The organism is Sorangium sp. So ce375, assembly GCF_051473855.1.
Classification (GTDB): Bacteria; Myxococcota_A; Polyangia; order Polyangiales; family Polyangiaceae; genus Sorangium.
In genome coordinates this window covers 5,806,400-5,826,779 of record NZ_CP150335.1, presented here as the reverse complement: position 1 = coordinate 5,826,779, position 20,380 = coordinate 5,806,400, and the positions used below count along the sequence as shown (strand labels likewise).

Here is a 20,380-nt window from a genome sequence, read left to right as displayed (position 1 = left end):
CCGGTGGCTCGACGCGCGCAGTAGCATCGCCCCGGAGGCAACCCCCGCGGATGCGCTGCACCCTCTGTTTCCGCAGGATCGGCGTCGTCGCGGGCTGCCCGCTGCACGGCGGCGCGGCCGCGAGCGCCGAGGAGGAAGAGCCCGGGGCGGCGGAGATCGCGCCCCGCGTCCCGGGGTTCGATGGGCTCCGCCTCCTCGACGAGGGCGGCTTCGCCCGCGTGTTCGCGGCCTCGCGGCGGGAGGACGGCCTCGCGGTGGCGCTCAAGATCGCGCGCCATCGAGGCGATCCACGGTTCTCGCGCGAGGCGGCGGCGCTCCGCCGGGTCGGCCCGCCCGCGGCGCCGCGGCTGCTCGGCGAGGGCGAGGTGGAAGGAGGCTTTCCTTTTCTGGTCCTCGAGCTCGTCGGCGGCGAGACGCTGGCGCGCTGGATGGAGGCGCTCCCCGGGGCGGGCGCCGCCGCGCCAGGGGAAGCCGTGCGGCTCATCGACGGGATCGGCGCCGCGGTCGACAGGGTGCACGCGGCCGGCGTCGTGCACCGGGATCTGAAGCCGGAGAACGTGATGCTGCGGCGGACGGGGGGGCTGGCGCCGGAGGTTACCCTCCTCGATCTCGGGCTCGCGCGGCCGGGGGAGGCGAGCGGCGCGGCAGAGGAGGGGAGCGCGGTCACGCACACGGGGCTCCGGCTCGGCAGCGCGCTGTACATGGCCCCGGAGCAGTGCCTCGACGCGCGCGACGTCGACGCCCGCGCGGACCTGTACGCGCTCGGGGTCGTCGCCTTCGAGCTGCTCACCGGGCGGCCACCCTTCGTGGGGGAGGCCTCGGCCGTCGTCCGCGCGCACGTCTCCCGTCGCCCGCCGCGGCCGTCCGAGATCGCGCCCGTCCCGCGCGGCGTGGACGATGTCCTGCTGCGCGCCCTGGCCAAGGCCCGTGAGGAGCGATTCGGGTCGGCGCGCGCCTTCTGCGAGGCGCTGCGGGCGGCGCTCGAGGGCGCCATCGCGAGCCCGCCGGCCCAGAGGGTCGGTGAACCGCCTCCTCGTGCCGATGGACCGTCCCGGAGGGTCGGCGAGCCGCCCAAGGGGGGCGATGAACAAGAGGAAAAGCTCAGAGAACAACCTAATCAAGGCGTAGAACAAGATGAAAGGCTCAGAGAACAACCTAATCAAGGCGTAGAACGAGATGAAAGGCTCGGAAAACAACCTAACCAAGGCGCTGAACAAGACAAAAATGCCAGAAAACCGCCTAAAGTTCGCGACGAGCCATCCGGGATAGCTGGCGAACCGCCTCCGTGGGCCGGCCAGGTGCCCCAGCTGGCTGGCCAGCCGGCCCCGGGCGCCGCGCCAGGCAGGCCCGACCCGCCCCGGCGAAGCCCCGTGGCGCTCCTCGCGGTCCGCGGCGGCGCGCCGGTGCACGAGGTCGTGGGCATCGCCGCCACGCTCGGCGGGCGGCTCGCCAGGGTGCAGGACGGGCTCTATGTCATCGCCTTTCCCGGGGCCGCCGCCCAGGGCGCTCGTGCGGCCCTCCAGGCGGCCCGGCAGCTCGTGAGCGCGCTGGGCCAGGGCACCTCGGCGGCGGTTCACGTCGCCGAGCTCCAGGTGCGTGAGGGCGCCGCCGGGACGGTCTTCGCAGGGCCCGCGCTCGCGCGACCCGCGAGCTTCTGGCCCCCCGGCGCGCCGGAGCCGGTCGCGATCACCCCGGAGGCGGCCGCCCTCCTCGACGAGCCGACCGGACCGGCCGGCGACGACGACGCGAGCGCAGGCGCCGCCCCGCCGGGAGCCCCGGCGGTCGAGCCGCCGATCCGCGGGCGAGAGGAGCTGCTCGACGAGATCGTCGCGCAGGTGCGCGCCGCTTGGCGCGACAGCACGCCGCTCCTGCTCACGCTGCTCGGCGAGGTCGGGCACGGCAAGACGCGCCTCTGGAGAGCGGTCGCCGCGGCGCTCTCGGCCGAGCCCGGCGCGCAGGTGATCGCCCTCGCGGCGAGGCCGCCCGACGTCGCGGAGCCGGCAGGGCTCGTCCGCGCGCTGCTCCGCGCCGCCCTGGCCCTCGGCGACGGCGCGCGCGCCGAGGTGATCCGCGCGGCGTGCGTCGCGCGGCTCGGCCCCGAGCTCGGCCCCGCGTCGTGGCCGGCGGTCGCCTTCGCGCTCGACGCCCTGCCGGAGACCGAGCCCGCGGTCGCCGCGGTGCTCGCGGCGCCCGGCGCGCTCCGCCAGACGCTGGCCCGGGCCGCCGGAGAGGCGCTCCGGCGCGCGTGCGCGCCGGAGGGACGCCCGCTCGCGCTTGTCGTCGACGACGCGCAGTGGGGCGACCAGGCGGGCCTCGACGCGATCGAGATCGCGACCCTCGCGGGGGCCCGCGCGCCGCTCGCGATCCTCGTGGCGGCGCACCCCACGCTGGCCGCGGTGCGCCCGCTCCACGGCGAGCGGGCGGCGCGCTCCGCCCAGCGGGCGCTCCCGCCGCTCGACCCGGGCGCCGCGCGCGCGGCGCTGCTCGATCGGCTGCGCCCTGTCGAGTTCGTCCCGGAGCCGGTCGTCGCGGGCCTTCTCGAGGCGGCGCAGGGGGTCCCGCTCTTCCTTGTCGAGCTCGCGGCCGCCCTCTGGCAGGCGGGCGCCGTGCGGAAGGTCCGCGGCGGGCCGGGGTGGTACCTCGCCGCCGACGAGCGCGCGCGGGGCGACGCGGCGCCGGTCATGGACCGCCTCGCGCGGCGGGCCCTCGCGGGCCTGCCGCCGCCGCTCGCCGAGCTCGCGCAGGTGTGCGCCGTGGCGGGCGACGAGCTCGCGGTCGACGACCTCGGGAGCCTCCTGGACGAGGCGGTGCGCGCGGGGGCCGTCAGCGCGTGCGGGGACCTGGATCCCGGCGTCGGCCTGTCGCGCCTCGTGCGCCGCGGCGTGCTGCGCGCCGTGGACGCCGCCGGCGCGAGCCGCCTCGCGTTCGCGCACCCGCTCCTGCGCGAGGCGATCGAGGCGGAGGCGCCGCCTTCGCTGCGGCGGCGGCTGCACGGGATCGCGCTCCGCCGCCTGCTCGCGGCGCCGGCGGACCGAGGCGCCCGGCTCGCGCGGGTCGCGCGCCACGCCGCGGCGGCCGGCGCGCACGCCGAGGCGGCCGCGGCCTGCTTCGAGCTCGCGGAGGAGGCGCGGCGGCGGCACCTCTACGTCGACGCGGAGCAGCGCTACACCGCGGCGCTGGCGGCGCTCTCGCAGAGCGAGCCGGCGCGCGCGGAGGCCGAGCCGACGCTCTCGCAGAACGAGCCGGCGCCGGCGCTCCTCGTGAGCCGGGCCGCCGTGCTGGCGGGCCGGGGCAAGGTCCGTTACCGGAACCAGCGCTTCGACGACGCGGCCGGCGACCTCCGCGCCGCGCGGGCGCTCGCGGAGGCCGAGGAGGACGGCGCCCGGGTCGCCGATCTGCTCCTCGAGGAGGCCACGGTCCTCGACTGGTGCGGCGACTACGCGGGCTCGCAGGCGCTCGTGGACCGGGCGGCGCCCCTCGCGGCTCGCCTCGGGGACGCCGGGCTCGCGGTGCGCTGCGACGTCGCGGTGGGGCGCGGCCATTTCCGCCGGCAGGAGACCGAGGAGGCCATCGCGCGCCTCGCGGAGGCGGCCCGGCGCGCCGAGGCACTCGGCGACCACGAGAGCCACGTGATCGCCCTGCTCCTGCTCGCGCCCGCGCTCGTCTACGCCCGCCGCATCGAGGAGGCCGAGGCGCGGTTCGAGGAGGTCATCGCGCGCTGCTCGAGCGCGGGGGATCGCCTGCACCTCGGCGTCGCGTACATGAACCGCCTCTTCGTCCGGCTGATGCGCGAGGATCCGGAGGGCGCCGTGAGCGACCTGCGGACCGCGGTCGCGCTCGCGCGCGAGCTCGGCAGCGCGTTCCTCGAGCGCGGCCCGACGCACAACCTCGCCGAGCTGCTCTACTGGAGCGGCGAGCTCTCCGAGGCGCTGCCCCTCGCGGTCCGCGCCTGGGAGCTCCAGCAGCGGTTCTTCGAGGCGAGCCTCGTGCCCGACTACGCGCTCCTCGTCGCGCGGATCCACTGCGCGCGCGGCGAGCTCGACGACGCCCGGCGCCACCTCGACTGGGTGCTCGGCCACGCCGATCTCGACGCCTTGCCGCCGGTCACGCGGGCGCTGATCCGCCTCTGCGCGCAGGTGGTGCAGGGCGGCGACGCGCCGGACGCCCTGTGGGACGCCCTCGTGACCGAGGTGCGCGGGGCCGCGCTCCTGAGCGAGCACATCGAGGTGCTGTGCTTCGCCGCGGACGCCGCGCTCCGCGGCGGCCGGGTGGATGCGGCGCGCCGCTGGCTCGGCGAGGCGGCGGCGCAGACCTCGGGCTCGCGCTTCTGGAGCGGGCGGCTCTCCCAGCTGGCCCGAGAGATCGAGCGGCGGTCGCTCCCGTGAGCCCCTGGGCCGCCGCTGTCGCCGCCGCGGCGACAGCCGCCCTCGTCGTGTCGCCGCGCGGGCCACGGTGCGGCTGGCGGCGCCCCGGCGATCTCGCGATCTGCTCGGGCCATCATCGTGGCACGGCCGCTGCTTGATACCCTGCACCCCATGCGAAAGGCACGAACATGAACCGACGAACCGCCTGCCTCGGCCTCTCCACGCTGTCCGTGACCGCGGGCCTCGCGCTCGCGGCCAGCGTCTCCGGCGCGCCGCTCGCGCCCCCGATCCCGCTGATGCAGGCCGGCAATCACCTCACGCTCGAGCAGCTGGGCTTCAACATGCTCACGACCAACCGGCAGAGCCTGACGGCGCTCTCCAGCAACCCGCTCAATGATGCGTCCTTCCGCGCGGGGACGCTCCACCGGGCGTTGCTCGATCCCTCGGCGCGCGAGGTGATGAAGGACCTCGTCGCGTGCGCGCTCAGCGGCGACAAGAGCGTCTCTTGGACGCCGGGCGCCGGCGAGGAGTGGCATCCGCGCCCCGGGGAGTCGGTCGGCCGAAACGGCAAGCTCACGTGGACGGGCAGCGGCGCGGGCCTCTGCCCTTCATGGGCCGGCAGCGCGCCCGACGCGGCCTGTCAGGAGCGCGTGTCGGCCTGCCTCCTGACGAGGAACAACGCCTCCGGCAGTCGCAAGGAGATCTCGATCCGCGACGGATCCGCCGCGCTCGCGCTGGAATCGGGAGAGTCCACGAAGTTCACCGACCGCGAGGGTGCCTACTTTGGCAACATCCTGAGCCCCGACGGGCTGAACCCGGCCGCGGAGAAGACCTCTGTCGGCCAGCCCCGGCCCGCGGTGGACGTGATCTACACGAACGCCTTCGTGTGCGCTCCGCCCGACACGCGCGCCCTGATGGCGATCGGGTGCCAGAACATGACCCCGCGCCTCTGGATGTCGACGCGTGTCTGCGCCGTGCCGGACCCGAACGGAGGGACGCACCATCAGGGGTGCGTCGCGAGCTATGCCGGCTCTTGCGGCGATCCGGCGCCCAACGCCGCGCCCGGCGATCCGCATCACGTATGCGCCCCAGAGCGCTCCACCCCAGAGAGCTCCGCACGGACGTACCCGACCTGCACGGCGGGCGGTCGCCCGTGGGCGCACCCGATCACGGTGTTCCTTCGCGACGAGAAGCCGGAATTGAACCCCTGCCGGGTGATGAAGGTCCCGGACCCGCTCCGCGATTACAACCGGCCCATGCCGGATCCCGCCCCGGATCTCCGTAGCCGCGTGCGAAAGCCGGGCTCGCCGGACGACCGCGCGTCGACCGTTCGCCAGCAGCCCCAAGCGCCGACGATCCGCCCGACAGTCCGCCAGCTGCCCCAGGCGCCATTGAAGCGCTGAGGCGACCGCTGACCGCCCCGCGACCTCGCGGGGCGTGGGCCCCGCCGCCGGCTGCTGCGCTCTGCCCCTCGCGGTGATAGCGACCCCCGATCCCCCGGACGGCTGCTATTGCGACGCCGAGCGCACCCGGCTGGCCTGCCTTGACTGACGCCGTGTCGACACGATGTCACCCGAGCCCGCGGGGGTGCCGCCGCGGAGCGGCGCCTGCCTCTGCGGAGAGGCACCCTCCGGGCGGCGCCAAGGCGCGCGCGCAGCGCCCTCGATGGGGCCCTGATCCCTGGCCCCTGGGCCGCCTGCGCTTCGACGGCGGCAGCGACGCGATGGGGCGTGGGCACGCGGAGCTGCCTCCGTGGAGCGACACCCCCTCGCCGAATCTCAGCCTTCCTTGCGCGGCACGCTGGCTGCAATGAGGCACGGCGTCCGACCCACATGATTCAGGACGAGCGCGTCCAGCGCCACTAGCCGCTAGCGAGGTAGGAGCGATGAACGATCAACGTATCGTGCGAAATTCGATTGTCTTGAGCGCCGGGCTCGTCGTCGCGGCGGCCGGCTGCGCCGGCCCGACCGCGGCGGAGGGGCCCGCGGGGGCGGAGGCCGAGAGCGCCGAAGAGGCCGTCGGTGAGCGGTCGGACGCGCTGACGGTCACCGCGGCGCAGATCAAGCAGGTCTATATCGATACGCTGGGGCGCGTGCCCGCCGACTGGGAGGTGAACGTCTGGCTGACCAACCTGCAGGGCGGCGGCTGGACGCTCGGCACCATGCGCGCCGCGTTCGCCAACGATCCGCAGTGCCGCGCCGCCATCGCCGCCGTCTACCAGGCCACGGTCGAGCGCACGCCCGACACCTGGGAGGTCGACGTCTGGCAGCAGAACATTCGCGACGGGTGGACGATACAGCGCATGCGTGAGGCCTTTGCGCAGTCGGACGAGTGCAAGGGCAAGATCGCCTCGTCGTTTCTCGGCGTGGTGCGCCTGCTGGCCTCGCCGGCCGACGTGGCGACGGGGCAGGCGAAGCTCGCGACCGGCAAGCACACGCTCGCCACCTACCGCACCTGGCTCTCGCAGCAGCTGCGCTACAACCAGGTGTACCAGCGGTCGATTCACAACGCCTACCAGACCGACAAGGCCGCCGGCGTGATGGACCAGCTCGTCTATTACGGCGCCCGCGACTTCGAGTGGGACCTCCGCTCGCAGCCCATCACGAACGTGTGCGGGGCCGCGCACCACCCGGCCAACGACTGGTACGTCTACCACTCGCCCTGGTGGCCCAGCGAGTACGGCCGCTTCGACAAGCTCTCGGACGGGCTGCGCCTGCTCGCGGCCTTTCACGCGGCGGTGCCCGAGCACGAGGTGGTGACGCTGCACCTCGAGCTCAAGGGGGGCAACGACGGCGGCAGCTGTGACGTGGCCTTCCCCGACGCGGAGGCCAACGCCGCCCACGACCCGGGCCGCCAGACGCCCGAGGGGCTCGACCAGCGGCTGAAGGGCCAGCTCCGCGACGCCCTGCTCACGCCCGCCGACCTGCTCGCGCGCTGCCCCGGCGCCGGCACGCTGCAGCAGGCCCGCCGACCTGCTCGCGCGCTGCCCCGGCGCCGGCACGCTGCAGCAGGCGGTGGCCACCTGCGGCTGGCCGCTGCTCGACAGCCTGCGGGGCAAGATCATCGTGACCGTGCACGCCGGCAACTGGAACGACGTCACCACAACCGAAGCCTCGTACGACCTCTACGCGGGCCCGAACAGCTCGGCGGCGCTCGGCCGCGCCGCCTTCCTAGCGCCCCTCCGGTTCGTCAACGCGTGGCCCTACGAGCAGCCCGCCTTCGGGGGCCTCGCCAACCACGTCAACGTGGTCATGCACACCGAGGGCGGCGAACCCTGGAAGGTGCAAGAGCTGCTGCAGGACTTCCCCGGGGCGATCGTCAGGGCCCCGGGCACGAACGACTTCACGACCTTCTACAACGACGCCGCGGCCGCCATCTATCCGTGGATTCAAACCGACCGCTACGACTGGCACGCCGACGGGTTCGCCCGCACCGACAACGCGCTCGGCTACCCCTTCTGCCCGCTCGGGGTGGCCGCCCCCGACTGCCGCTACGGGGCGCACGCGCTGGAGCACGCGCGCGAGCGCCGGGCCCTGCTCGAGATGACCGTGCGCTCGGGCGACATCTGGGATACGGGCGACGACTTCGCCTTCGCGCCCTCGTGGGTGGCGCAGCCGACCCAGTCGAACACCTGGACGGCCTTCGTCTCGAACGCGAGCAATGGCAACGTGCACCACTGGGCCAAGGGCTGCCTGATGGCCCGCCACGACTTCTCGCGCGAGTCGCCCTACTTCGCCGTCTGCCGCGCGGGTGACGAAGAGGAGCTCTTCGTGCAATACCGCACCTTCGGCTGCGGCGGCCCCTGCGGCACGGCGCGCCGCGCGGCCTCGCTCGGGCAGGGCATCCGGGGCGAAGAGGCCACCTTCGTGCGGCTCGACGTCTGGCCGGCCGGCGGCGGGGCGAGCTACGCCCAGGGCTACGCCTCGGCCGACGGCGTGTCGTGGCAGCAGCTCGGCGCGCCGGTGTGGTTCCAGCAGGAGCTCGGCCTGCAGGGCCTCGCGGCGAGCTCGAACGACCCGAACAAGAGCAACGCCGACGGCACGCCGACGCGCTTTCTCTTCGGCAACGTGCGGCGCAACGGCAACCGACAGACCTTCGGGCTCACGCCCGTGGTTTACAAAGAGGGTGGCGTGCTCAAGACGGCCGAGGCGCTCGCGGGCGGCCTCACCATCGGCAACGTCGTGAGCAGTTCGTATGCCGACCTCTCGTACTACGGCGAGCTCTGAGCCCCGCCCGCGATGCAAGCGAGCCGGTGGGCGTCGTGGACGATCCGGTCGATTTCTGCGAGCTCGCCGAGGTCGCGAACCGCGTTCGCGTCGACAGCAGGCACTTGCTGGCTGAAGCACGGCTATGGCTCTGCGAGGTGGGCCGAGCGCGAAAATTGCTGGTCGATACCGACCGGCTACGGCAACGGCCAAGTCGTCTCGTGGGCTACCTATTGCGCAGAACGATTCCTTGTTTCCGGACTCCTGGGATTCACATTCTTCGATGCTGGGCGACCTTGGTAGGCGCCGGGAGCGACGGCTATCGGCACGAGCCGAGCCTATCGGCTCGACGCCTGCGTCAGGGCGTAGTCAACCCATCGCGACTGGCCCTGCGGCTCGCGCTCCGGCCTGAGGCCGCGCCGGCGCGGCGGGCGGTACCGATCCGTACCACCACCCCTCCGCCCGCCAGCTGATCGCGGCGGCATCCCACGCTTGCATTCCGCCGTGAGCTCGGGCGATCTCACCCGAGCATGGCGGCGACCACGAGGCCTCATGATCCCCCCGGCACCCTCGTCGACGAGGGGCCGGTCGCCTCCGACGAGCTCGCCCCCGGCACCCTCGCCGGGGAATTTCTGATCGAGGAGGCGCGGAGCCACGGCGGCTTCGCCGTGGTCTACCTGGCCACGCAGCTCGGCACGGGGCGGCCCGTGGCGCTCAAGGTCCTACGGCTTCGGCTCGCCGCGCGTGCGCGGATTCTATCGAGGTTTCAGCAAGAGGCCGCGGCCCTCCGGGGCCTCGCGCACCCGCACATCGTCGAGATCGTCGGCGTGGGCGACCTGCCGGACGGCCGGCCTTACATCGCGATGGAGTGGATCGAGGGCCGGACGCTCAACCAAGAGCTCCGCGGCCGCGGCGCGCTGTCGCCCGCCGAGGCGCTCGCCGTGCTCGAGGAGATCGGCGGCGCGCTCTCCGCCGCGCACGCGCTCGGGATCGTCCACCGCGACGTCAAGGCGCAGAACATCATGGCGATCCCGCGGGGCGGGTGGTTCACGACGCGGCTCGTCGACTTCGGGATCGCCAAGCTGCTCGATCCCGGGCGGCTCGGCCGCGAGGCCATCGTCACGCAGGGCAGCGTGCTCGGGACGCCGGGCAGCATGGCCCCCGAGCAGCTCGCCGGCCTCGCCGTCGACGCGCGGACCGACGTCTACGCGCTCGGGCTCCTGCTGTACGAGATGCTCACCGGGCAGCCCGCGTTCCGCGCCGACAACCCCGTCGAGCTCGAGGAGCTCCACCTCTTCGCGCCGCCGCCGCGGGCGAACGATCTCGTCCCCGTGCCGCCGGCCGTCGACGCCCTCATCGCGCGCTGCCTGGCGAAATCGCCGGACCAGCGTTGCCAGGGCGTCGCCGAGCTCCTCGCCGAGCTGCGCGCCGCGCTGGCGGCGGCGGCGGGCGCCGAGGCCGGCGTGCGGGCCGCGGCGGCGCTGTTCGCCGGCGTGCAGATCGAGGGCGAGGGCGAGATCGACGAGGCGGCCTTCGACGACGCCGAGGCGGTCCTCGCGGCGGTCCGGCGCGCCGCGGCCGACGCGGGGCTCGCCACGGTCGTGGACGGCGGCGGCGTGCTGGTCGGGGCGGTGGCGCTCCCCGGCGAGCCGGAGGGCAGCCGCGCGGCGCGGGGCCGCCTCGTCGGCGCGGCGCGCGCGCTCTCGGCCGCGATCGCGGCGCGCCCCCGCCCGAGCCCTGCGGTGCACGTCACGCTGGTCGTGCACGCCGCGCCCGCGATGGTCGTCCACGGCGCGCCGGGGCGGGAGCGGTTCGGCGGGGGAGAGCTCTTGCGTCTGCACGAGTGGACGGCGGGGCACCGCACGGGCGGCCTCGTGATCACACCCGCGGCGCGCGCCGGGCTCGACGAGGGGTAGCGACCTCCGGCGCGCGCGACCCGCCTCGCGGGCCGGTCGCGACGGGGCGCGCGGTCGCTGTCGCCTCCGCGTCGCAGTCGGCGACCGTCGTGTCGCCGCGCAGGCCACACGACGCCGGGGCCGACGCTGCGCCCTGCGCGTTCCGGCGCCTGGATTCCACGACATGGATCCGGCGGAGAGGCTGGCATGTGCCGTGCTGAGACGTGGAGAGGTGATGTGGAGAGGTGACGTGCAGAGGTGATGTGCTGAGCGCCGGAAGTGCCGAGGGGCACCGCCGGACACCAGGGCTGACGAGGTCGATGAAGCGACCCCCGCGCCCGTGGACCCGGGGCGAGCACGTGTTCGCCGCGTCGTCCGGGCCGCGGGGGGCCTTCGACCCAGCGCCGGCTGCCGCGCCTTTTTTGTGGGTAGATAAAGGAGATCATTATGAAGTATAGCGCCATCGTCTTGTTTCTTGGTTCGTTGTCGCTCGCGGCGTGCGCCGTCGAGCCGCCCGAGGAAACCGGCATCGAGTCCGACGGCCCGGTCGCGCCGGAGGCCGAGGGAGATCCGGAGATCGGGGTCGCGGAGAGCGCGCTGAGCAGCGGCGTGCAGCTCCGCTATCACGAGGAGTTCAAGGTTCGCGGCTGGGTCGTGGAGGAGGTCCACTACGAGGTGCTCCCGCGAACGGCCAACCGGAAGTGCAGCCCCGGCTATCAGCGGGATCATATCGAGGTGATCCACCGCGGAAACGGAGATTGCTCGTTCGACAAGTGGTTGAGCCCGGGCGATCCGACCGACTGCGGCGCGAGCATCAGGGTCAAGCGCAGCGCGGGAGGGGACAACATCTGGAACGGCACGTGCGAGGTGTCCATCTTCGAGAAGCCGATCCTGACCCGCAACAACAGCTGCGTGAACCATTGCGGGGGGAGCGCCGCCGAATGCCATTGCGACCCGCTGTGCCTCTATTATGACGACTGCTGCTCGGACTTCGAGCTCGCCTGCATGAGCGGGGGCCGTCCCTGACGCGATCCCGAGGGGCGCCGAGGCGGCTCGTCTCACGAGCACGCCCCGGCGCCCCGCCGCGGGAAATCCGGGCCTCGGATCCGTGGGGGCCGGGGGATAGTCGACCCCGGCTTCCCCGACCGCTGGAGCTCCGTGGGCTGGAGCTCCGTCGGATAGAGACCCTGCGTCGCCACGGCGGAGCAGCGCGCTTGCACTCCACCGCGAGCTCGGGCCGGGAGCCGCTCGTGGGCGGCGAGCTCCTGGACCTCGTCGCGCGGACGGCGACGGCTGCCGAGACCGGACTCGTCATCACGCACGCGGCGTGCGTGGGGCTCGACGAGCTCCCCTGAAGAACCGATCTCTACGCCTGCGCCTCCCGCTCCGGCCCGAGCCCGTGCCGGTGGAGCAGGCGGTAGAGGTACCGCCGGTCGAGCCCCGCGGCCGCGGCCGCCCGCGAGACCTTCCCGTCGTGGGCGCGGAGCAGCGCCTCGAAATAGCGGCGCTCGAAATCCGCGAGCACCTGATCGCGCGCCTCGGCGTAGGGCACGCCGGCGTCGATCGCCGGCGGCGCGCTCGGCGCCGGCGCAGGGTCGCCCATGGGCGGCGGCGCGCGGAACACGAGGTACTGCTCCACGTAGTTCCTGAGCTCGCGCACGTTGCCCGGCCACGCGGCGCGCTTCATGCGGGCGATGACCTTCGGATCCCGGAGCGCCGCCTCCTCGTCCGGCGTCGCGTGGAGCGAGGCGAGGAGGTCGTCGAGCAGGGCAGGGATGTCCTCGGGGCGCTGCCGCAGCGGCGGCATCGGTATCCGCACGACCGCGATCCGGAAATAGAGATCGGCCCGGAAGCGGCCCGCGTTGACCTCGGCGCGCAGGTCCCGGTGCGTGGCCGCGATGACGCGCACGTCGACCGGCCGCGCCGTGTTCGTCCCGACGCGGCGGATCTCGCGCGCCTCGAGCGCCCGCAGGAGCTTCGGCTGGAGGTCGAGCGGCAGCTCGCCGATCTCGTCGAGGAAGATCGTCCCGCCCGACGCCTCCTCGAAGGCGCCCACCCGCTGCTCCGCCGCGCCCGTGAACGCGCCCTTCGCGTGTCCGAAGAGCTCGCTCTCGATCAGGTTGCCGTGGATCGCGCCGCAGTCGACGACCACGAACGGCTTGTCCCGCCGCGCGCTCCGCTCGTGGACCGAGCGGGCCGCCTGGCTCTTGCCGGTGCCGGTCTCGCCCTCGAGCAGCACGGTGACGTCGCGCTCGGCGGCCCGCGCGAGGAGCGCGAACACCGCCCGCATCGCCGCCGAGGCGCCCGAGAGCGCGCCGAAGCGGGGCTCGTCCCAGAGCGGGAGTCGATTGTGCTCCGTCCCGAACTCGAAGCGCGCGACCGTCTTGCCGAGCCGGATGAGGCTCCCGGTGCGCAGGAGCGCCTCGATCACGTGCACGCCGTCGACCACGGTGCCGTTGCGGCTGCGGAGGTCGCGGACGCGGGCCCCGGCGTCATCGATGCGGATCTCGCAATGGAACCGGGAGACCGTGGCATCGTCGACAACGAGGTCGTTGCCCTCGGCCCCGCCGATCGAGCACCGATCGGCGGAGGAGTCCCAGACGGCGCCCTTCGCCGGACCCTCGACGAGCTCCAGGCGGAAGCGGCGCACCGCGCCCGCGTCGTCGCCCGGGGGCGAGCCGGTATGCGTCAGCGTCTCGGCGCCGCGCTCGGCCGACTTGTTCGGAGGTCTGCTGGGCACGCGGCCACGGTATCACAGCGGGCGGACGAGCCATCGAGCCGCGCTGGGGCGCAAGCGCAGGCGGAGCGAGCGCGGCCGGGCGTCCGTGGGGGCGGCTCCGCGCTCAGAAGAACCCGATCGGCCCCGGCGACCACGGGATCTCCACCGCCTCGCCGACCGCGGGCGGCGCGACGCGGCGGAGCCCCCCGTCGCGCCACGCCAGGAGGACGAGCCCCGGATCCTCGAGCGGCGCGCCCAGATCGACCTCGAGCCGCGCGGGCCTGCCGTCCGCGACCTCGGCGACCCGGATCGTGGCGCCGCACTGGTTGACCTCGTAGCCCGCCGGGATCGGCGCGGACGGCGCGCGGTAGAGGGTCTCGAACGCCCCGGTCAGCATCGTCCCGCCGATGGGCCCGAGGGAGAACGAGGACGGGCCCGTGCGCGTGAGGCGGTGGGTGCCCTTGTTCATCGAGAGGATCGACCAGCAGGAGAACGACTCGGGCGACTCCAGGGCGCGGATCGCCTGAGGGTAGATGGACGCCATCGGATCCGAGGCGACAGCGATGAAGACCCGCTTGCGGAGCGGCGCCTCGATCTCCGCGGTGCGGGAGATGTCCTCGAGCTTGCGCGCGATATCGACGCTCGATGCGGTCGCGGCGAGGAACAGGAGCGGCGCGAGCGCGAGGTGCACGGCGGCGAGGAACCCAGCGCCGGCGCGGCGGGGCCACGACGCGGCCCCGAGCGAGGGGTCGCGGCGGAGCCCGCGCAGGACGACGACGGCAAGGAGCGGCGCGATCCCGAGGCCCGGCAGCAGCAGCAGGCGCGACCCAGGGAAGCCCCCGAGGCTCGTAAGGAACGCGAGGAGCGCCCCCGGGACGAGCCAGCGCACGGCGGCGCGCTCGCGCTCGGGGATCGCGGGGAGGCAAGCGCGGTAGAGGAGGGCGACGCCGGCGGCCGCCGCGAGCCCGACCGCGATGAAGGGGAGCTTGGGGAGGGGGACGGAGAGATCGGCGGGCACGGCCACCAGGGCGCCGCCGAGCAGGATGGGCAGCCGCTCCGCCGCGGCGCGCACGAAGGCGAGCGGGCTGGTGAGCGGGTCGATGTACCCGCCGGTGTGCGCGGCGCCGCCGCCGAACGCCTTGTACGCGGCGAAGTACACGAGGAGGCCGAGCGCCGGGAGCACGCCGGCCGCCCGGGCGCGCCAGCCGTCCGCGCGGCCAGGCGGCACGGGACCGGCGAGCTGATAGGCGATCCAGTACGCCGCCCCGCCGAGCGCCGCCTCGCCGCCGAGGAGCCCGAGCCCGAGCCCGAGCGGGCCCAGGTACCGCCCGGGCCGCCACCCATCCTCGCGGTAGCGGAGCCACCCGAGGAGCCCGAGCACCCCCGCGAGCGCCGCGAGCAGCAGGTGCTGGCACGCGATCCAGCCGACCGGGTGAACGTGGTTCCCGCTGATCGCGAAGATCAGCACCGCGAGCGCCGCGGTCGCGCCCGGGAGCACCCGCAGGAACAGCCTGCCGGCGGCCGCGATCAGGGCGACGTAGAGCGCGATGGAGACGAGGTGGTATCCGAGCGGGGCGTCGCCGAAGACCGCGCGCTCCAGCGTGAGCAGCGCGCTCGCCAGGGGGCGGACAAGGTGGAGCCTGAGCTCCGGATCGGTCCACCACGGCAGCCCGGAGATGGAGATGGTCGCCCGTGTCTGCTCCGGGGCGCCGGGGAAGAAGTTGTAGAGATCGTACCAGGGAGGCGACGCGGGGATCAGCTTCGCGAGGTAGCAGAACAGGATGTAGTCATCGGCATAGAAGGCGATCGCCACCGTGGGCAGCGCAAGGGCGAGCGCGGCGAGCAAGACAGCCGTGAAGAAGCGAGGGTGGCTGAGCCACCGCGCGAAGCGATCGGGAGGATCCGGTTTCATGCGGGCGCACAACGTAGGGTATGCCGAGCGCGCCGTGTAGATGAACCGGAGCGCCTCGCGCGGCGCTGCCGTATCTGTGGCTCACTCCGTCCGAGGGACGGGTCGGAGACAAATGTAATATATATTACATTGTTTTTCGATGGGCGGGCCCCATGGGAGCTGCGCTGATCGAGCCTTGGTGGCGAGGCGTGCGGCGTGATCCGGACACACGCTCCATCCGTTCTGCGCGCAAGACGGCCAGATCGCGCAGCTCGGTGACATGGATGCTTCGTTCGCGGCGAGCGTGACAGGGCGCATCGCTGCCGATGTTCCGGTTGGACTCTCGCTGAGCCAATGAGGCTCGTGATCATGCCTCGGACTCTCTCGGCTCCCGCATGACTCCTCTGCCTGCGAATGTACGCGACAGGCGCCCTGCACTTCATCAGCGCACGGCGACCAAGACGCACAACACGGCGGCGTCCCGTGAGGCTTCGGAGCTCTCAAGTCTGCTCTGTGCGTCCTCGTTTGGCGGCGTCGGATAGGAGATGACAGCGTCGGAGAGGGGAAAGTTAACGCTGTAAAATTTGTTGAGCATCAGGGTTTTGCGACTACCTTTTGCGCTTGTGACAAGTCTGCAGCGCGCCGCGTGGATGCGTGTCGCGCTGTAACAAGGGGGCCTGATTATGAAAAAGATCATCGGTTATGGCGCTTCGTTTCTCCTGCTCGCCGCTGCCGGCGGCATCTTCTTCGGCGCGTCGACAGCCGAGGCAGGGCACACCACCTGCTCGTCTACGAGCTGCCCGCCCCCCACGACCTGCCCGCCTCCTGTGGTGAACTGTAATCAGTGTCTTGCGATCGTGCAGGATTGTTTCGATGAAGCGCAGGCGGGCCAAAGCGAGAATATCTCCCCTGGCCAGCTCGGGCAATGTCTCCTCGACAACTTGCCTGAGGGGTGCCTGGCGCTCAACACTACTCCCTAGGTCAGCGCCAGGTGCCTGCGGCCGGGCGTTCCGTTCGGGACTCGTGAGCGCGCTCAGGATCCTAGACGAACATGGTCCATGGCGAGAGCTGCTCGGCTCCAGATGGTCTCGTTATGTCCCGTCTGACGGATGGCGCGAGTGGCTCGAGCCCAGGAAGAGCGAGCGAGGAATACGCGAGCTCGGCCGGCGGCTCGGGCCGCGCAGCGGTTCGTCAGACAGAGTCTGATCCACCCGCCGCCTCGCCACGTGGGTCGTGGAGCCGACCCGCCAGCACCCTGACGCATCCCCTCGAATTGCACCAGTGATCCCGCGGTGCTCGCCCGCGCTCCCGGTGTCGAGGTTGAGGCGAACGCGGCGTCAGGGCAGGGTCAACGTCGTCCGGTAGATGATCGTTGGCCCGCCCTGCGCCCGAAACCAGCCGCGGCTCGCGCACGTCGCGCCCGAGCGCGACGCGCGCCTCGAGCGTCCAGCGCTCCTGGTCGGTCGAGCTGACCACGTAGAGCTCGGCCTCGTCGCCGGCGAAGCGGCGCTGGGCCGTGCGGAACGCGAGGGAGCACGGGCCCTCGTGGGCCACGACGTCATGAGCTCCACTCCTCGCGACCGGCGGTGCGGCCGCGCGCGCGCCGGTGCGCGCGGCGCCCGCGTCGCTGGACGACAGCGCGCCGTGGTCGGCGAGGGCGAGGGGCGGCGGCTGTGCCCGGACGGCCGCCAGCGCACCTCGGCCGCGCCGCGGAGGAGCTGCAGGAGATCGCGCCGCTCGAGCGACCAGCGATCGAGACCTCCTGCCGTATCTCGCGTTCATCGGAGACCCGACATGCGAGAGCGAACGTTCTGGTGCTGTTGGATTTGTCTGCTTCGAGACGATCGCTGGCATCGGCCCATAGACCAAGATTTTTTTGGGTTGTTAGTAAAGAGTGCTTCCTACATAACATCATCGAGCTGCTTGTCTTAGAGTGCCGAACGAGACCTCTTATCGCCAGGCAGCCGATGGTCGGCGCATCGCGTCGTTGCTCCTGGGAGCCCTGCTTCCGCGCGGCTCCTCGTGGCATCTGGCACTGCACCCACCCTCGGCTGCCTGGCGCAGCCCGGTCTCGTTCGGCGCGCTTCATCAGGAGAGGTCGGCGACCTCACTGGTTTATCGATTGACCGCCTTCCCGCCGACCACCTCCCCGCGGTGGCGGGCCAAGGTGCGTCTCCTGAACACAACATCGATCCGTTTATCAGGAGAGCTCGATGATCTCACTCGCTTGTCGACTGGCCGCTTTCCCGCGGTGGCGGCGGCTGCTCGGCGCGCAGTTGAGCGTCGCCGCGCTCCTGATCTCGGGGTGTACGGGCACGGCGGGCGATCCGCAGGGAGGCGACGGGGGTGGCCTTATCCCGGGCGGCGCGACAGGGCCGCAGGTCGCCGAGCGCAGCATGTTCCCGCGTCTGACCCACGCGCAGTGGGAGAACACGGCGCGCGACCTCCTGCGCCTCGACGACCGGCCCGGCCTCTCGGCGTCGTTCACGAGCGATCCGCTCGGCGGCGTCTTCGACAACAACGAGGCTGCGCTCCTCGTCACGCCGGGCCTCTGGGGCGATTACCAGCGCGCCGCCGAGGAGCTCGCGGCGATGCTCACCGCCGAGCCAGGCAAGCTCGATCGGATCGCGCCCGCGGATCTGCCGGACGCGCCGGAGGCGCGGGCGCAGGCGTTCGTCGAGCGGTTCGGCGAGCGGGCGTTCCGGCGGCCGCTCACGGAGGAGGAGCGGGGCGCGTACCTCGCCCTGTTCGACCGCGGCAAGGAGCTCTTCGAGGGCGAAGACCCGTTCGTCGCGGGCGTCCGGGCGGCGCTCGAGGGGTTCCTGCAATCTCCGCATTTCATCTACCGCGTCGAGGTCGGCGCGGGGCCGGCCGAGGGCGGGCTCGTGCCGCTCAGCGGGCACGAGATCGCGACAAAGCTCGCGTACGTCCTGTGGAACACGATGCCCTCCGACGAGCTCCTCGCGGCGGCGAAGGCGGGCGAGCTCTCGACCCCCGAGGGCGTCCGCGCCCACGCCGAGGGCATGCTCGCGGATCCGCGCGCCCGCGAGGTCGTCGGCGCGTTCCACCGGCAGCTCTACGACTACGAGCAGTACCACGACCTCAACAAGGACCAGGCGCTCTACCCGGAGTTCGTCCCCGAGATGGGCGACGACATGCAGCGCGAGGCGGAGCTCTTCGTCGATCACGTCGTCTTCGACGAGGAGGGCGGGCTCACCGAGCTGCTCACCGAGCGCACCGCGTACGTGAACGACCACCTCGCGGCGGTCTATGGCGTCGAGGGCGATTTCTCGAGCGAATTCCAGCGGGTGGAGCTCGACGAGGCGGAGCGCTCGGGGCTGCTCACGCGGCTCGGCTTCCTCGCGGCGAAGGCGACGGCGCGGCAGCCGGACTCGATCCACCGAGGCGTCTTCGTGAACCTCCGGATCCTCTGCGCGGCGCTGCCGTCGCCGCCCGACAACGCGACCGCGCTGCCGCCGGGCGAGCTCGCGACGAACCGCGAGCGCGTCGAGGCGCACACGGGCAAGGGGACGTGCGGCGCGTCGTGCCACGGGGCGCTCATCAACCCCGCCGGGTTCGCCTTCGAGCGCTACGACGCGATCGGCAAGTACCGGACGACCGACAACGGGATGCCCGTCGACTCCGCCGACGTCTACACGCTCGGCGGCCAGCCGAGGAGCTTCGCGGACGCTGTCGAGTTCAGCCGGCTGCTCGCCGAGAGCAGCGAGGCGCACGCGTGCTACGCGGAGCGCTGGATCGAGTTTGCCCACGGCCGCGACGCGCGCGCGGAGGACGAGGCGCTCATCGCGCAGCTCGGCGAGGCGTCGCGCGGCGGCGCCTCGACAAAGGAGCTCATCGTCCGGATCGTCTCCTCCACCTCCTTCCTCGCTCGCGTCCCCGCGGAGGCGCCATGATCACCCGACGACGTGTGCTTCGAGGCCTGTTCGGCGTTACGGTCGCGCTCCCGTTCCTGGAGACGTTCGCGCCGCGCCGCGCTTCGGCCGGCACGGGGGATGTGCCGCCCTTCGCGATCTTCATGCGCCAGGCGAACGGCGTGGCGCAGGCGGTCGACGAGGAGCCCGAGATGTTCTGGCCCAGCGCGCCGGGCCCGCTGACCGCCGAGTCGATGGCCGCGGACGAGGACCGGGCGGTCAGCGAGCTCAAGGACTACGCGAGCAAGCTCACCATGGTGCGCGGCGTCCGCTTCGCGTTCCTGGGCAACGGGTGCGGCCACTCCGGCGGCGGCAACCAGTGCCTCACGGCCGCGCGCGTGTCGGAGGATCCTGCGGGCAACGAGTCGCTCGCGATGGGCGAGTCGATCGACAACCGCATCGCGACCGAGCTCAACCCGGCGGGCGTCGAGCCGCTGACGCTCTACGCGGGCAGGATGGCCGGCTACATCAACGAGGTGCTCTCGTACCGCGGGCCGAAGCAGCTGCGCGCCGCCGAGCGCGACCCGTACAAGGCGTACCAGAAGCTCTTCGGGCTCGCCGAGGTGGACGCCGCGGCCGCGAAGGCGCTGGCCGCGCGGCGCGCCAGCGTGAACGACCTGGTCCGGGATCAGATGCAGGCGCTCATGAGCCGGAAGGACCTCAGCAAGGGCGATCGCGAGCGGCTACAGCTCCACTTCGACAGCATCCGCGACCTCGAGGTCGGGCTCGCCTGCGCGCTCCCGCCGGAGCGGGTCGCGGAGATGGAGGCGATCTCGCCGAACGTCGGCAAATTCGAGAACGTGGAGGCCGTCACGCGGATGCAGATGGACATCATCGCGCTCGCGATGGCGTGCGGCGCGACGCGCGCGGCGACCCTGCAGGTGGGCGACGGCAACGACGGGACCGAGTACACGATCCACGGCGTGCGGCAGAAGAGCTACCACAAGATCTCCCACCGCATCGACAGCGACGGCGACGAGGGCCCGCCGATCGAGGGCGCGCAGGAGCTGCACCACCAGATCGACCGGATCCACGCGCGGATGTTCAAGCACCTGCTCGACAGGCTGTCGTCCTACGAGCTCGGCTCGGGGACGCTCCTCGACCATGGCGTGGCCGTGTGGCTCAACGACCTCGGCGACAAGTACCACGCCTACACGAGGGTCCCGTACATCCTCGCTGGCGGCGCCGCGGGCTACCTGAAGACCGGCCAGTTCATCGACGAGCGGATCCCCCTCAACAAGCTGCTCAACACGATCGGCGCGGCCGTCGGCTGCACCAACGGCCAGGGCGGTCCGCTCGACGATTTCGGCGACGAGAGCCTCGCAGGCGGGCTCGTCGACTCGATCATCGCTTGAGGGTCGGGGCGCGGGAGGG

The 20,380-nt window shown here is 72.8% G+C and carries 11 protein-coding genes; 9 read left to right on the top strand and 2 right to left on the bottom strand.

Translation table 11 applies throughout. The features are described 5' to 3' along the window. The first annotated feature begins 50 nt into the window (after positions 1 to 50). The 6 genes from WME90_RS21505 (at position 51) to WME90_RS21480 (ending at position 11,819) form a co-directional block, all read left to right on the top strand. Complete coding sequence (locus tag WME90_RS21505) at positions 51 to 4,385, top strand: protein kinase domain-containing protein (protein ID WP_437283040.1); 4,335 nt, start codon at positions 51 to 53, stop codon at positions 4,383 to 4,385. 167 nt (positions 4,386 to 4,552) lie between these two features. Further along, positions 4,553 to 5,767 (top strand): hypothetical protein, encoded by a 1,215-nt coding sequence (locus tag WME90_RS21500; RefSeq protein WP_437283039.1) that lies wholly within the window; start codon positions 4,553 to 4,555, stop codon positions 5,765 to 5,767. A 1,611-nt stretch (positions 5,768 to 7,378) separates the two neighbouring features. Then, a complete protein-coding gene (locus tag WME90_RS21495; RefSeq protein WP_437283038.1) occupies positions 7,379 to 8,590 on the top strand; it encodes a hypothetical protein in 1,212 nt (403 codons plus the stop codon). A 509-nt stretch (positions 8,591 to 9,099) separates the two neighbouring features. Then, positions 9,100 to 10,485: a serine/threonine-protein kinase gene (locus tag WME90_RS21490; RefSeq protein WP_437283037.1), complete on the top strand. Its 1,386-nt coding sequence runs from the start codon at positions 9,100 to 9,102 to the stop codon at positions 10,483 to 10,485. A gap of 426 nt (positions 10,486 to 10,911) precedes the next feature. Further along, positions 10,912 to 11,490, top strand: coding sequence for a hypothetical protein (locus WME90_RS21485; protein ID WP_437283036.1), 579 nt, complete (start codon positions 10,912 to 10,914; stop codon positions 11,488 to 11,490). Between the two features lie 188 nt (positions 11,491 to 11,678). Continuing rightward, positions 11,679 to 11,819, top strand: coding sequence for a hypothetical protein (locus WME90_RS21480; RefSeq protein ID WP_437283035.1), 141 nt, complete (start codon positions 11,679 to 11,681; stop codon positions 11,817 to 11,819). An 11-nt stretch (positions 11,820 to 11,830) separates the two neighbouring features. Here the strand turns inward: WME90_RS21480 and WME90_RS21475 are convergent, their stop codons facing one another. Both WME90_RS21475 and WME90_RS21470 read right to left on the bottom strand, forming a co-directional pair. Continuing rightward, positions 11,831 to 13,204 carry a sigma 54-interacting transcriptional regulator gene (locus WME90_RS21475; RefSeq protein ID WP_437283034.1) on the bottom strand — a complete coding sequence of 458 codons (1,374 nt, stop codon included), beginning with the start codon at positions 13,202 to 13,204 and terminating at the stop codon, positions 11,831 to 11,833. A gap of 103 nt (positions 13,205 to 13,307) precedes the next feature. Beyond that, the gene (locus WME90_RS21470; RefSeq protein ID WP_437283033.1) at positions 13,308 to 15,095 is read right to left on the bottom strand and encodes a hypothetical protein; all 1,788 of its coding nucleotides are present in this window, start codon (positions 15,093 to 15,095) and stop codon (positions 13,308 to 13,310) included. Positions 15,096 to 15,757: 662 nt separating this feature from the next. On the opposite strand from WME90_RS21470, the gene WME90_RS21465 reads away from it, so the two are divergent. The 3 genes from WME90_RS21465 (at position 15,758) to WME90_RS21455 (ending at position 20,361) form a co-directional block, all read left to right on the top strand. Next, complete coding sequence (locus WME90_RS21465; RefSeq protein ID WP_437283032.1) at positions 15,758 to 16,054, top strand: hypothetical protein; 297 nt, start codon at positions 15,758 to 15,760, stop codon at positions 16,052 to 16,054. A gap of 1,233 nt (positions 16,055 to 17,287) precedes the next feature. Further along, a complete protein-coding gene (locus WME90_RS21460; protein WP_437283031.1) occupies positions 17,288 to 18,988 on the top strand; it encodes a DUF1592 domain-containing protein in 1,701 nt (566 codons plus the stop codon). Then, complete coding sequence (locus WME90_RS21455; RefSeq protein WP_437283030.1) at positions 18,985 to 20,361, top strand: DUF1552 domain-containing protein; 1,377 nt, start codon at positions 18,985 to 18,987, stop codon at positions 20,359 to 20,361. The genes WME90_RS21460 and WME90_RS21455 overlap by 4 nt, the downstream gene beginning before the upstream one ends. Positions 20,362 to 20,380: the final 19 nt, after the last annotated feature.

Excerpts from the sequence above, each read along its gene's own strand:
- WME90_RS21505 (WP_437283040.1), top strand. The coding sequence starts at position 51 with ATGCGCTGCACCCTCTGTTTCCGCAGGATCGGCGTCGTCGCGGGCTGC.
- WME90_RS21500 (WP_437283039.1), top strand. The coding sequence starts at position 4,553 with ATGAACCGACGAACCGCCTGCCTCGGCCTCTCCACGCTGTCCGTGACC.
- WME90_RS21490 (WP_437283037.1), top strand. The coding sequence starts at position 9,100 with ATGGCGGCGACCACGAGGCCTCATGATCCCCCCGGCACCCTCGTCGAC.
- WME90_RS21485 (WP_437283036.1), top strand. The coding sequence starts at position 10,912 with ATGAAGTATAGCGCCATCGTCTTGTTTCTTGGTTCGTTGTCGCTCGCG.
- WME90_RS21470 (WP_437283033.1), bottom strand. The coding sequence starts at position 15,095 with ATGAAACCGGATCCTCCCGATCGCTTCGCGCGGTGGCTCAGCCACCCT.
- WME90_RS21465 (WP_437283032.1), top strand. The coding sequence starts at position 15,758 with ATGAAAAAGATCATCGGTTATGGCGCTTCGTTTCTCCTGCTCGCCGCT.
- WME90_RS21460 (WP_437283031.1), top strand. The coding sequence starts at position 17,288 with ATGATCTCACTCGCTTGTCGACTGGCCGCTTTCCCGCGGTGGCGGCGG.
- WME90_RS21455 (WP_437283030.1), top strand. The coding sequence starts at position 18,985 with ATGATCACCCGACGACGTGTGCTTCGAGGCCTGTTCGGCGTTACGGTC.